The following is a 13,498-nucleotide window of genomic DNA, read 5'->3' as shown; positions in this document are numbered from 1 at the left end:
TATGAAAAAACACCTTATGATATTATCGATACTAGCTATCATATTCAGCGGCGGATTATTCTGCTTTGGCTGCACGGCGGAAACCGACAAAACCAGCAGCCTGTCAGTGGATGTGGTTTATCCATTTTCGCAGGAGTACAGTGCTTCTTTTAAAAATGGCATTGAGCTGGCGGCCAAAGAGATCAATGATCAGGGCGGGATCCTTAATCAAACCATCGCAATCAACTACAATGATGATGGCAATAACACCAACACCGCCGTGGAAGTAGCTACCAGGATTGCTGAAAAGCCGGGCTTTCCGATTGTCATCGGACATCGGAGTACCGATGATGTGTTGAAGGTGGGGAGTATCTACAACCAGAATAATAAGCTGCTGTTTGCGCCGATTATCGCCAGTTCGAAATTGAATCTAGCTGATAATGAGGGCGCCTATCTCTGCGCCCCATCGGATGATGCCATGGCCAATGAAATGGTCAACAGTATGGCGGCCCAGGGCATCCGCCGGATCGCCATTGTTCATACCGCCGGCAATACCTATGGCAAAGATTATATGCAAAAAGTTGAAGAACATGCCGGTGAAGCCGGCATTGAAATTGTCGACGCGGTGTCCTATCTGCCAAATCTTGATTATTTCCGTTATTATCTAAAAAAATGGGACAGTCTGGGCGCCCAGGCCATCGTCTCCGCCTGTGTCGGGGATGATATCACGGCGCTGTATGGGTATCTGGAAAAAACCGGCAATACCCGGCCAGTCTTTGCCAGCTATGACATTGAGATTCAGCCTTATACCATTCCCCAGAGCATGAAAAACCTGACCCAGGTCACCAGTTATTTTAACAATACTGCCACAGCCGGGCCAGAAGCGGCATTTATCCAGGCCTATCAGCAGGCCTATGGAAAGAACCCGGATTTACCGGCGGCCCAGGCCTACATGAACATGCACCTGGCAGCAGCGGCGGTGAACCAGGCCCAGAGCCTGGATACTGCGGCCATTAAAAAAGTGCTGGGCGAAAACAGTTTTGAAACCGTCTATGGCAGTTTAAGCTTTGACAAACGACTGATCAATGGAATTCCGGTGTTTCAGAAGAGCTATGTCAATGATCAATTAGTGCCTAGGGGCAACTTGACGGGAGGAGGACAAAGCGGTGAGTAAATCCATTTTTCGGAATAAAGAGGATAAAAGTACTAAAAAAAGCGAACACGCAGCCCTGATGACCGTCATCGGACCGGGGAATCTGCTGATTTTGCTGGGGATCATCATTTTCTTAGTCGGCGTGATCATCTATTCAGTTACGGTCCCGATTAACATCACCACCACCTTGGATGCGGTGGTATCCTATGGTGAGGGCAACGTTGATGTGGTGGTTGAAAATGAAGGGATCCTGTCCCAGCTCAGTGTATCCAATGGTGATTATGTCAAAAGAGGCGATCTGCTGGGCGTATTGACCACCGAGGGGACCGCTGCGCAGATCACCAACGGCACAGTACTGACAGAAGAAGAAAAAAGCAAGGTTAAACGGCAAACGATGATTGTCGCCATGGAAAGCGGTGTGGTGGCAGGACTGCGTTTTGAGGACGGGGCTTTTTTGCCAAAAAACTCGACCTTATGTCAAATCGTCAAACGGGAAAATGAAGATACCACGGTGGTGGTTCAGGCCTATTCCAGCTATGAAGGCGCCATTAATGTCAAGCAGGGAGATCGGGTTTTTATCGCGCTGGAATCAGTAAACAATGATAAGTATGGATATTTAAGAGGGATTGTACGAAGCGTTCAGCTCAGCGGATTGTCTCAGGATCAAGAAAGCCCGATTGAGATGCTGATTATTATTGATCCCAAGGTTAATGATCAGGGGGATTATATCTGGACCAAAGAAAACAATGGTTTTAATGGCGAAATTACCGCCGGGACATCCGGCAGTGCGACGATTTTCACCGATCAGTTATATCTCATTGATTTGATTATTTCCTAGAAAGGCGGCATGACTCATGACGAAAGCAGAAACCGAGAAAAGTCGGGATGAGCACGAAAAACTGCCTAAAATAGCCAAGGTACCGGTGGTGCTGCAAATGGAAGCAGTGGAATGCGGGGTGGCCTCACTCTCGATGATTCTGGCCTATTATGGGCGCTACGAAACCCTGGAAACGCTCCGGATCGATTGCGGGGTCTCCCGGGACGGGGTCAAAGCCGGAAATATTGCCAGAACGGCCCGACTTTACGGCCTCGAGTCCCAGGGCTTTGTCTGTACCGTGGATAAGTTAAAAGAAATGACCATGCCAGTGATCATCCACTGGGATTTCAGTCACTTTGTCGTCCTGGAAGGGTTTAAAAACGACAAGGTTTATTTGTGCGACCCGGCTTCGGGACAACGGGTAATTACTGCGGAAGAACTGGGACAGATGTTTACCGGGGTGGTGATTGAATCCCGGCCGGGACCGGATTTTAAAAAGGCCGGGGAAAAGCCTGATGTCTGGAAGGCGCTGTTTAAACGGCTATCCCAAACCGGCATTTCGCCCTTGCTCTATGCTCTGGTGCTGGGGGTGCTACTGGTTATTCCCGGTCTGATTATTGCTAATTATGCCAAAATATTTGTCGATTATTACCTCAATAATACCGAAAAATTTGATATTTTGATTTTTGTTTTTATTTTGCTAAACACGGTGGTGCTCCAGGCCATTCTCAACTGGCTGAAGGAGAACGCCCTGGTGCGGATGGAAAACTATATTGCCATCGACAGTGCCGGCACCTATCTTCGTCACGTCCTGCGGCTGCCGGTAGAGTTTTTTAATCAACGCCAATCCGGGGATATCAACAGCCGGATGCAAAGCATCAATACCGTGGCAACGGCCTTATCCAGCAATCTGGCCCGAATTCTGGTCAATCTGGTCACCGCCTTTTTATACCTGATCCTGCTTTTTCAATACAATGTGATTCTGACCCTGATCGGCATTGTCATCACCGGGATCAACATCTTTCTGCTGCAATACACAGCTAAAAAGAATGCGGACAACAACCGGGTCCTGCTGCAATATCAGGGAAAATCAATTGGCTGGATCATGGTCAATCTGAAATCCATCGAAACCATTAAGTCGATTGGTGAGGAAGACAATTTCTTTACCCGCATCGCCGGACTCAGTGCCGAAACCCTGGCCGTAGAACAGCGGATGGGGCGGATGGAAGCGGTTATTTCGGTGCTGCCGACCCTGCTGACTTCGATCTTAACGGCCCTGATCTTTACCATCGGCAGTGAGTACGTGTTAATGGGAGCCATGACCATTGGGACCTTTGTGGCCTTTAACACCCTGATGACCGGTTTTACCCAGCCAATGAGTGAACTGGTCAGTACCAGTGCCGCCTTACAGGGGATGATCGCCGATATTGCGCGCCTCGATGATGTCGAAAAATATCCGGAAGATATCGCCCTGGAATCAGAAAAGATTTCATTGGATGGGTTTGACTGTGATCAATTAGAAGGTGAGATCGAGATCCGGGATCTCACCTTCGGCTATAACCGACTCTCAGATCCGATTATTCAGGGCTTGAACCTGACGCTCCGGGCGGGTGGTTCGATTGCCCTGGTCGGTTCATCGGGAAGCGGTAAATCGACGATTGCTAAAATGATTACCACCCTTTATCAGCCCTGGAGCGGCGAAATACGCATTGATGGCATCGATATAAAGGCGATTCCGGCCGAGCTGCGGGTCAATACGATGAGCTCGGTCGATCAGGAAATTGTGATGTATTCAGCCTCGGTGCTGGACAACATTACCATGTGGGATGAAACCATTGCGGTGGAGGATGTCATCCAGGCCACCAAAGACGCCTGTATTTATGAGGATATTCTGGCATTGCCCAACGCTTTTGACCACATTTTAAGCGAAGGCGGAAAAAACTTAAGTGGCGGTCAGCGACAGCGCCTGGAAATCGCCCGGGCCTTATGTAAAAATCCCCGGATCCTGGTGATGGATGAGGCCACCAGTGCACTGGATACGGCCACCGAGGCCGAGGTCAGTGAAAATATCCGGCGTCGCGGCATCAGTACCATTCTGGTCGCCCACCGTTTATCGACGATTCGCGATTGTGATGAAATCATCGTACTGAGCTGCGGGGTTGTCAAAGAGCGCGGCACCCATGAAGAATTGATGGCTTTGGGTGGCGAGTATGCAAGTCTGATCAGAACTGAGGGATAAAAGATGGCAAAAAAATTAGAAGAGATTCGACAGATCAATAAACAGTATGATAACAGCGCCAAAAAGGCCTTTGACAGCGTCTTGTCCCCTAAAAAATCGGCGGCATCCCCAGACGATAATCCGCTGATTGCGGCAGTGATCAAGGTCGCCGAAGCGATGGGAATTGCCGTCAAAATCCCGCCACTGAGAAAGCTTAATAGCGGCGGTGATCAGTTTAAACTGATTGCCGATGAATCGGGATTTCGCATTCGCCTGGTGGAGCTGAAAGCGGATTGGTATAAAAGAGACAATGGCCCGATGCTGGCCTTTACCATGTCCGGAGAGGCAGTCGCCCTGATCCCTAAATCCCCAACCCGCTATCTCTGCTTTCGTTATGATGGGACGTCGCAAGAAGTGGATGGCCAGTCGGAATTCGACCGGGCCTATGTCTTTTACCCGCCCTTGCCCAAGGAACCGGTATCTTTTCGGGAAATGGTAAAATTGGGTTTAAAACTGTTCCGCCGCCGGGATCTGATCTGGACCCTGGTGCTGGCAGTCGTAACCGCTTTGCTATCGCTGTTGCCGGCAATGGCGATGCAGGAAACCTTCAACGTCTGGATTCCCCAAAATCAGTCAATAACGATTCTGGTGGTGGGTTTTATCCTGGTGGCCGTCGCTGTCAGCCGGGGCTTGTTCACCATGGTTCAAAACATCTGTATTCTCCGAATTCAGGGTAAATTGTCAATTTTGCAGAATTCGCTGCTGGATAAACTGTTATCGCTGCCGGCTTCATTTTTTAAACAGTATTCATCCGGAGCCCTGGCCATGCGAGCCACCGGCTTTGCGATGATACAGAAGATTTTATCGGTCAATATTATTACCATGATCATCACCAGCTCTTTTTCGATTATCAATGGGTTATATATCTTTACCATCAATACCACCATTGGCTGGATTGCCATGGTTTTAACGGCGGTCAGTGTGGCGATCACCCTGGTCATTGGAAAAATGCAAATGAAATGTCAGCGTACCTCACTGGAAATGTCCAATGATATTTCGGGCATGGTGTTTGAGCTGATCACCTCAGTTTCGCGGCTGCGGGTGGCCGGGGCCGAAAGTCGCTCCTATCTGAAATGGGTCCGGGAGTATGCCAAACAACGAAAGGTGGAGTATAAAAGAGGACAACTGATGGCGCTGCTGCGGTTGACGACCATCGCCTTACCGACCCTGTCGATGTGTGTGATCTATTATTATGTCAGTGTCAACAGCATTTCCTCCGGGGGCTTTGTGGCCATCAATTCGGCCTTTATCATTTTTATATCCTCGTTGCTGGGACTGGTGCAAACTTTGATTTCCATCAATAGTGTGGTACCACAGTATGAAAATACCAAACCGATCATTGATGGGGTGCCGGAGGTGGATTGTTTTAAAACCACACCGGGAAAAATTCAGGGTGATATCGAAATAAAGCATCTGTACTTTTCCTATTACGAGGGTGGTGCAACGATTCTGGACAATATTTTTATCAATATCAAACATGGCGAATATGTGGCCATTGTTGGAGCTTCCGGCAGCGGTAAGTCAACCCTGTTACGCTTGCTGCTGGGTTTTGAAAAACCGACCAGCGGCAGTATTTATTGCGGCGGATTTGATCTGGAAAGTGTGGATATCCGGGAAATCAGAAAGCAAATGGGAGTGGTGCTCCAGGACAGCCAACTGATCCCCGGGGATATCTTATCCAATATCGCCGGCTCAAAAAAAGAATTAAGCGAAGATGATGTCTGGGAATTGCTCAAAAAAGTAGGTATGGATGAAGAAATTAGGGAAATGCCCATGGGTCTTAAAACCATGGTGGCAGAGGGGGCTGGCACCCTGTCCGGGGGACAGCGGCAGAAGCTGCTGATCGCCAGAGCCATTGCCGCCAATCCGGCGATCATCTTTTTTGATGAAGCCACCAGTGCCCTGGACAACCGGTCCCAGAAGACGGTCTCGGAAAGCATGAAAAATCTCGACGCCACCCGAATTGTCATTGCCCATCGGCTCAGCACGATCATGGATTGTGACCGGATTTTGGTGCTGGAAAAGGGCAACATCGTCGAAGCTGGCACTTATGATGAACTGATGAAAAAAGAAGCATATTTTTATAAATACGCCAAAAGACAGCTGGTCTGATAAAAAACAGAAAAACAAAAAACCAGAATCATCCTGCTAATCATGTAACGGATGCTTCTGGTTTTTTCAGGTTAGGAGAAGGGCTAGATTAGTTATTGGAGTATTTAATTTAATACTTAGTATTTAATAAAGCTGGTTCCAGGAACGCCACAGATAGCACATTTATCGGGAACTGCTTTTTCAATATTGCCGCAGAGGGGGCAGAGGTAATAGAATACTTCTTCGGTTTGATCCAGATCTTCCAGGGCTTCCTGATACAGTTTGGCATGTACCGCTTCGGCTTTCATCGCAAAGGTAAAGGTCTTAATGGCTTCTTTGTTTCCTTCGGCTTCAGCTTCTTTTAAAAAGTCAGGATACATTTCGGTATATTCATGGGTTTCGCCAGCGACCGCATCTTTAAGGTTTTCAGCAGTGCTATGGATCTTTCCGGCCACTTCAAAATGCTTCAGAGCATGCAGGGTTTCCGCATCAGCCGCAGCTTTAAATAATTTAGCCGCATTGATTTTTCCGTCTGCTTCAGCCTTCTTTGAATATGCAGTGTACTTTCTGTTTGCCTGAGACTCGCCGGCAAACGCCTCCATAAGATTGTTCAATGTTTTTGATTCTGACATTTGTTTTCCTCCATATCAATAGTTTTAATAGTAGTTCGATTGATCAAGACTCAGGAAAGAAAGGGGATCTTCCAGTTCTTGGGATCAAACTTTTTTATAAAGAAATAATTACTAAACAGTAATGATTATAAATAAGATACCATAGATAAATAGAACTGTCAATAAAATAAAAAAAGAAAAATAAAAAAACCGAAGCAATTGCCTCGGCATCGATTATTGTTGGTCGCAGTCGTCAGCAGTGATTTCCTCATAAATCATCTGCATTTCTTCATCAAGTCGGGTAATTGACTCAGCGCAGTATTTCAGCCGTTCCCGGAGACCCTCAGACATGTCGCTATGTCCTTTGTATTTGAGCTGATGCTCAAGACTGGCCCAGAAATCCATGGCAATCGTCCGGATTTGGATTTCAACCGGAACGGATTCGGTGCGTTCGGCTAGAAAGATAGGCACCAGGACAATCAGGTGAAGGCTGCGGTAGCCGTTTTTCTTGGGCTCAGTGATATAGTCGTTTTTGCGGACCAGGGTAATATCATCCTGACGGAGTAATAGGTTGGCAATCCGGTTGATATCATTTAAATAGTTGCAGATCACCCGAACGCCGGCAATATCAGTCAGGTTTTTGCGGATGTTTTCGGCGGTGATCTCCAGACCTTTTTTCTGCATTTTTTCAGCGATACTCTGGGGTGCTTTTAACCGGTATTCCATATGATGAATCGGATTATGATCGTATCGGGCCTGGAATTCTTCATCCAGGATTTCAAGTTTGGTTTTAATTTCTTTAATGGCAGCCCGATAAATCTGCTGTTGCAGGAGAAACTCCTTCAGACTGCCATTAATGTCCAGATCATCTGAAAAGGGTACTTCAGTTGAATTAATTTGCATTGTTTTTCATCACTTTAATCAATTAAGAGTAAAAAGTGCCTTTCTATAGTTAATCATGTCGATAAGCAAGCTGAATAGGGAAACGTTGCAATATCAATAAAGGCTGGGGAGAAAAGGGCCTTAACAAGTATTTCAACAATGATGATCGCATTTGATGGATGCGGTTGATACTAAATAAAGTATACAACGTGTAATTGTACATCGAAAACCTTAGGTGCATTTTAAAGATCGGGTGGAGCGAATAGATTACTAACGAAATTCCCGGTGATCAACAAGCGATTCAATGGAAATAGCTGACTGGCTAAAGCTGATCTGGTAACATCTGTCGAATTGAACGATTTGTTTTAAGTAAAGTGGGTATAATAATAAGTAGTAAAAGAAAGGAAGTGAACTTATGGGATTTTTCACCTGGATCATACTTGGCGGTTTAGCCGGTTGGCTGGCCAGCATGCTGACTAAAAACAATGAGAAGATGGGATTAATTAAAAATATCGTGGTCGGAATTTTGGGCGCAATGATCGGCGGTTTTGTATTTGACTTTTTTGGAACAACCGGAGTAACCGGATTTAATTTATGGAGTATCTTCGTTGCCTCAGTGGGGGCGGTAATTCTTTTGGTTATCATTAATCTGTTTACAAAATAAGCAACTTGTTTAATTGCATGTTCCGAGTAGTCGGGAAGGAGATGATGTTTATCGCTTTCCCGACTTTTTAAGCATCAGAAAGGCAGTTACGCCTGTCGAAACGGTATTTGCTTTTTCTGACGGTTCTTAATTTCATAGAGTTTTTTGTCAGCTTCAATGATGACCTTTTCGAGGATTTCCTCGCCGTGCATCTGGTATAATCCAAAACTGGCACTGATGTGGATCAGGGTGCCATTATAATTAATTTCGATGGCGTCGAGAACATTCTTTAATCGGGCGATAAGAACGGACGCTTCGGCATAATTGGTGCCGGACATCAGTAATACAAATTCATCCCCACCGTAGCGGCCAAACAGGTCAAAGGCGCGGATGCTTTCATTGATCGTTTGGGCAACTGTTTTTAAAACCAGATCCCCGGCGTGATGGCCACAGGTATCGTTGATGTTTTTAAATTTGTCGATATCGATCATTGCAACACAAAGATCTGATTGAAACCGCTTGGCTTTAGAAAATTCAACACTCGCCAACTGCTCAAAATATTGACGATTGTAGATCCGGGTCAGACCGTCCCGCTGGGCGAGATCCCGCATCTTCTGGCCTTCGACCTTATCTGTCACATCCATACAGCTGCCAATATAACCGGCAAATTCATGGTCGTTGATATAATAGGGCACACCCCGATCATTGATCCAGCGATAAACGCCATCACTGCGTTTAAGTCGGTATTCCATTTCAAAGGACTCCTGTTTGGCAAAGGCATCCAGATATACTTTCAGGCACATGTCAAAATCCTCGGGGTGAACGCCTTCAGCCCAGCCGGTGCCGACTTCTTCGGCCATGGTTTTGCCGGAAAAGCTTAGCCAGGTGGTGTTAAAGTAATTGCACAATGTATCGGTACCAGCGCGCCAGATCATATTGGGGGACGATTCAACAATGATTCGGTACTGTTCATTATCCAGTGTCATGGAAATACCTCCAGAAAATTTAAATATTAACGGTTTTAGTTTAATACTTATTATAGCCTGACCGGGGTATCTTTGCAGCAATTATTTGCTGGTTTTTGTGTTATAATCAAATAATAAAGACCCAGAAAACAAATTGGATAAAAACGCTCTGTTTTTTCATACAAAAGAACTGATAAATATATTGAATGAGGGTAGAAAAGAAATAACGGTAAAAATTATGGGGGATTTTTGAAAGGAACGGATGGTAATGAAAAGAAAAATTTTGATCTGGGGATTCTGTCTGACATTGATGGTTCTGGTGTTTTCGGGGTGTAGCGCACAAAAAGCAGAACCCAAAAGTTATGAAAAAACCATTGCGACGGCGCGAACGGAGGTTTGGAATGCCATCTCTGCGGGCGGCGCCTCCAGTGCCACCGTGGCGATTATGGACGATGGTAAAATTGTTTATGAAGAGGGCTTTGCCATGGCCAACCGGGGCGAGGCGCTGGGGGTTAATACCAGCACCCAGTTTAATATTGGTTCGGTGAGCAAGGTTTTTACGGCCGCCGCGGTCATGCAGCTGGTCGAAGCAGGTAAGGTTGATCTGGATAAACCGGTGGTCGATTATGTCCCGGATTTTACCATGCAGGATAGCCGTTACAAAAATATCACAGTCCGGATGCTACTGAATCATTCATCAGGATTGCCGGGAACCGACATTTACAATGGTTTTGCCACCGCCGTGGATCCGGATTTTCTGGCCAATTTTATGGTCTACCTGGCCAACAGCAATTTAAAAGATGATCCCGGGGTGGTCAGTGTTTACTGCAACGATGGTTTTACCCTGGCAGAGGTGTTGATCGAAAAAGTATCCGGCCAGTCCTATGCCGAATATTTAAATCAGCATATCTTTTCCAAGTCGGGTATGGATGACAGCAGTTGTTATTTTAAAGCAGATAATCCCAATATTGCCCTGAAATACAACAACGACGATGGGTCAGCCCTGCCGGCGGAATATGTCAACCTGATGGGCACCGGGGGGATTTCCTCCACCGCCGCAGACTTATGCCGGTTCGGCAATGCCTTGTTGACCAATAAGATTATGACCGCGGAGTCTTTTACCGAATATACCAGTCCTCAATATGGCCCGGAAACAGTGCCATCAGGTACGCCGATTACCAATTATGGTTTGGGCTGGGATATGGTCGCGGTGGCGGATTTTGCCGAACAGGGAATTCAGGTGCTCAGCAAAAACGGCGGCACCCTGCAGTTTAACTCGCAGCTTTACGTGCTGCCGGAACAGGGCTTATCGGTGGCCGTGATTTTTGCCGGTACCGCCGATACAACCACTATCAGCAATGCCATTACCCAGGCCTTGCTGGAGGAAAAGGGCGCACTGCCGGGAAGCGAAACCAGTGCTGCAGCGGCGCCGAATCCGGCTGCGATTCCCGATCAGCTGGGCAGCTTTGCCGGATATTATGGGGCCAATGGCAGCACCATCAAAGTTGAGTTTGACCGGCAGAACAACACCATGAATTACAAAAAATTCAATGGTAGTGAATTTGTCAGCGCCGGAACCTATCCCTATATGGATGACGGTTATTTCTATCTGCCGTCCGGTAACCGGCTGTCCTTCAGTGACAGCTTTGGTCAAAAATTGATCCTGCAAACCCTGCCGACGGCGGACTATTCCCTGGTGGTGGGACAGGGGATTGCTTCAGTCAATCCGGTGAATACCCAGAACTTTGCCAACAAATGGTGGATCCCCACAAATTTCTCGGCCATTGACCTGAATACCTTTGTCGCTGCCACCGGCAGTATTCCCGACTTGCCGGGCTTCATCTATTTTGGTGGCGACGGCACCTTTACACCCTACCGCTTAAAAGATGAAAACAATACCGAAATGATCCTGCCCTATGCCCGGGATCTGGTTGAACCGCGAATCAGTGAGGTCAATGGGAAAAAAGTTCTTAACATGATGAGTTATACCTTTATCGATGCTCAGGATGTCACCGGGCTGGGAAAAGATGAGGCCATCAGCATTGTCAGGGCTAATGAAAACCAGGTCAGAAAGCTGGATGCCGACGGCATCTTTGCGGTCAGTATGCCTGAAGACGGCCGGGTGATTATTTTTGCTCCAGATTTTACACTCAGCTATGACAGTCTCTATGCGGCGGCAGAAAGCGTCCCGGTTACCGCCGGATCCTACGCGATGTTTATCGGCAATGAAGGCGACAGTTTCTCATACCAATATACCTTCTAATTGCCTGGTGGTTTTTTAAAATCGTCTAAAAGCTCAGCGTAGTAGCTAAACTTATAAGGCTCATGATTGCTTTGACAAAAACGTCAAAGATAATCATGAGCCTTATTTTTATAGCGACTTTTCATTCGTCAGCTTGTTTCGTCAGAGACATTGTGTTATTCTAACTAAGAACAATTTAACCGCTATTAAAATACGGAATCGACGACAAGCTGTAAATTTCCCGAACGGAGAGCTTTGACAGCGGGTCTTACAATAAAAGAGGATTGAATGAACGTTATTTTAAGCACACTATTAATGATTTCAGCACTGGTTCTGATCGTCTTGGGGTTGGTGGGGTTTCGACATCAGGGTATTTCAGGGGTCAAAGCTTTTTCGGTCCTGATGCTGGCCATGGCAGTTCATACCATTGCTTACGGCTTTGAGCTGTTAAGCCCAAACCTGGAGACCATGTACCTGTGGATCCGAGTTGAATATATGGCCATGTCTTTTTATCCCTTTCTGATTCTCTGGTTTGCCAGAGAGTATGTCGGCGAGCGAAAGTTTGCCAACCGCTATGTGATGGCCATCCTGCTGATATTAAATATGATCACCTTGTTTTTAGTTCAGACGAATGCCCTGCATGGCTGGTATTATGAAAATCTCGGAGTGGACACCAGCCTGGGATTTCCCACCCTGGCAATTGATAAAGGGATTTGGTATCTGGTTCAGGTGGCAGCCCTCTATTTTGCCATCAGTTATGCATTGGTCGTTTTATTAAAGCGCATCATCAATACCCGGGGCTCTTCGCGGCGGCGGGTTAGTATGGTTTTTGCTGGGATGTTGGTACCGTTGATTGCCAGCATCCTCTATTTGTTTGGTTGGGGCAGCGGCCAGATTGATCTGTCACCCTTTTCCTATATTTTTCTCAGCCTGTTGGTGGCAGGGGGATTATATCGCTATGATATTTTGTTTTTAAGTGAAGTAACGCATGAAATGATCTTTAATACCATTGAAGAAGCGGTTATTGTTGCGGATAGTGAAGGTTATATTTTAAAAATTAATCAGGCGACCAGTCAGCTTTTTGAGGCCATCGGTCAGCTAAAAATTGGAGAGATGGTCAATCAATACCCGGTTTTGACCCATATTATTGCCGGAAAGAAAATGCAAATGGTATCAATCGGGGAACAGCATTACCAGATTCGGCTGATTCCCATCGGCAAACACCATGGGACGATTGTAGTTTTCACAGCTGTGACGGAGATAACCGAAGCTAAAAAACAGATGGAGATTCTGGCGAAGACAGACCAGTTGACAAAATTGTATAATCGCCGGTATTTTGTGGATTGTTTTGATCAGCTGGAGCAGGAGGGCGTGGTGATGTTGGTGGATATCGACCATTTCAAAGGGGTGAATGACCAATATGGACACCCGGCCGGGGACCGAGTGCTCTGCGAACTGGCGGGGTGTTTGAACAAACACTTTTCTGACGGCGTGATTTGCCGCTACGGGGGCGAAGAGTTTGCCCTGATCCTGGAGAACGAAACCCTTGAAAACGCCAAAATCCGGGGCGAAAAGTTCAGAGTGGCATTTCAAGATCGCGAAACTGATTTTCCCTGTACCGTTTCCATTGGCATCTGTTGGTACAAAAAGGAAGATTACAGCAAAACCATGAATCTTGTTGATAAGTTCTTGTATCAGGCCAAAAATGCGGGCAGAAACTCCGTGGTTTCGGAAGAAGTTGTGATATGAGAAGAATTCGGATAAAACATGACAAAAAAGGCGAAGCCTCGGGCTTCGCCTTTTTTATAGAAAAATTTATAATTGTGCTGTTGTTTAT

General features: G+C 46.5%; 10 protein-coding genes. 7 read left to right on the top strand and 3 right to left on the bottom strand.

The annotated features are described in order from the left end of the window. Position 1 precedes the first annotated feature (1 nt). Genes ABGU93_RS12415 through ABGU93_RS12400 form a run of 4 tightly spaced genes read left to right on the top strand, consistent with a single transcriptional unit; the run spans position 2 to position 6,339 of the window. Positions 2-1,153: an ABC transporter substrate-binding protein gene (locus ABGU93_RS12415; protein WP_347413764.1), complete on the top strand. Its 1,152-nt coding sequence runs from the start codon at positions 2-4 to the stop codon at positions 1,151-1,153. Continuing rightward, positions 1,146-1,970: a biotin/lipoyl-binding protein gene (locus ABGU93_RS12410; protein WP_347413763.1), complete on the top strand. Its 825-nt coding sequence runs from the start codon at positions 1,146-1,148 to the stop codon at positions 1,968-1,970. The genes ABGU93_RS12415 and ABGU93_RS12410 overlap by 8 nt, the downstream gene beginning before the upstream one ends. Before the next feature lie 16 nt (positions 1,971-1,986). Continuing rightward, positions 1,987-4,188 (top strand): NHLP family bacteriocin export ABC transporter peptidase/permease/ATPase subunit, encoded by a 2,202-nt coding sequence (locus ABGU93_RS12405; protein ID WP_347413762.1) that lies wholly within the window; start codon positions 1,987-1,989, stop codon positions 4,186-4,188. Between the two features lie 3 nt (positions 4,189-4,191). Next, positions 4,192-6,339: an NHLP bacteriocin export ABC transporter permease/ATPase subunit gene (locus tag ABGU93_RS12400; protein ID WP_347413761.1), complete on the top strand. Its 2,148-nt coding sequence runs from the start codon at positions 4,192-4,194 to the stop codon at positions 6,337-6,339. Positions 6,340-6,455: 116 nt separating this feature from the next. Here ABGU93_RS12400 and ABGU93_RS12395 read toward each other — a convergent pair whose 3' ends face one another. Together ABGU93_RS12395 and ABGU93_RS12390 are read right to left on the bottom strand one after the other, a co-directional pair. Next, positions 6,456-6,950, bottom strand: a complete 495-nt coding sequence (locus tag ABGU93_RS12395; RefSeq protein ID WP_347413760.1) for a ferritin family protein — start codon at positions 6,948-6,950, stop codon at positions 6,456-6,458. A 213-nt stretch (positions 6,951-7,163) separates the two neighbouring features. Then, positions 7,164-7,832, bottom strand: a complete 669-nt coding sequence (locus tag ABGU93_RS12390; protein ID WP_347413759.1) for a GTP pyrophosphokinase family protein — start codon at positions 7,830-7,832, stop codon at positions 7,164-7,166. A 394-nt stretch (positions 7,833-8,226) separates the two neighbouring features. On the opposite strand from ABGU93_RS12390, the gene ABGU93_RS12385 reads away from it, so the two are divergent. Beyond that, complete coding sequence (locus ABGU93_RS12385) at positions 8,227-8,475, top strand: GlsB/YeaQ/YmgE family stress response membrane protein (protein WP_347413758.1); 249 nt, start codon at positions 8,227-8,229, stop codon at positions 8,473-8,475. 86 nt (positions 8,476-8,561) lie between these two features. Here ABGU93_RS12385 and ABGU93_RS12380 read toward each other — a convergent pair whose 3' ends face one another. Then, positions 8,562-9,440 (bottom strand): sensor domain-containing diguanylate cyclase, encoded by an 879-nt coding sequence (locus tag ABGU93_RS12380; RefSeq protein WP_347413757.1) that lies wholly within the window; start codon positions 9,438-9,440, stop codon positions 8,562-8,564. A 247-nt stretch (positions 9,441-9,687) separates the two neighbouring features. On the opposite strand from ABGU93_RS12380, the gene ABGU93_RS12375 reads away from it, so the two are divergent. Next, the gene (locus ABGU93_RS12375) at positions 9,688-11,682 is read left to right on the top strand and encodes a serine hydrolase domain-containing protein (RefSeq protein WP_347413756.1); all 1,995 of its coding nucleotides are present in this window, start codon (positions 9,688-9,690) and stop codon (positions 11,680-11,682) included. Between the two features lie 267 nt (positions 11,683-11,949). After that, entirely contained in the window at positions 11,950-13,410 is a 1,461-nt protein-coding gene (locus ABGU93_RS12370; protein WP_347413755.1) for a histidine kinase N-terminal 7TM domain-containing protein, read from the top strand. The last annotated feature ends 88 nt before the right edge of the window (positions 13,411-13,498 follow it).

The sequence above is a fragment of the Acetobacterium sp. genome (assembly GCF_039830195.1).
Lineage (GTDB): Bacteria > Bacillota > Clostridia > Eubacteriales > Eubacteriaceae > Acetobacterium.
Note: the sequence above shows the minus strand (reverse complement) of the source record. Positions and strands in the feature narration are given on the sequence as shown.

Bases quoted from the DNA above. Each gene is read 5' to 3' on its own strand.
- ABGU93_RS12385 (WP_347413758.1), top strand. From the start codon at position 8,227: ATGGGATTTTTCACCTGGATCATACTTGGCGGTTTAGCCGGTTGGCTG.
- ABGU93_RS12395 (WP_347413760.1), bottom strand. From the start codon at position 6,950: ATGTCAGAATCAAAAACATTGAACAATCTTATGGAGGCGTTTGCCGGC.
- ABGU93_RS12400 (WP_347413761.1), top strand. From the start codon at position 4,192: ATGGCAAAAAAATTAGAAGAGATTCGACAGATCAATAAACAGTATGAT.
- ABGU93_RS12370 (WP_347413755.1), top strand. From the start codon at position 11,950: ATGAACGTTATTTTAAGCACACTATTAATGATTTCAGCACTGGTTCTG.
- ABGU93_RS12415 (WP_347413764.1), top strand. From the start codon at position 2: ATGAAAAAACACCTTATGATATTATCGATACTAGCTATCATATTCAGC.
- ABGU93_RS12380 (WP_347413757.1), bottom strand. From the start codon at position 9,440: ATGACACTGGATAATGAACAGTACCGAATCATTGTTGAATCGTCCCCC.
- ABGU93_RS12375 (WP_347413756.1), top strand. From the start codon at position 9,688: ATGAAAAGAAAAATTTTGATCTGGGGATTCTGTCTGACATTGATGGTT.
- ABGU93_RS12390 (WP_347413759.1), bottom strand. From the start codon at position 7,832: ATGCAAATTAATTCAACTGAAGTACCCTTTTCAGATGATCTGGACATT.
- ABGU93_RS12405 (WP_347413762.1), top strand. From the start codon at position 1,987: ATGACGAAAGCAGAAACCGAGAAAAGTCGGGATGAGCACGAAAAACTG.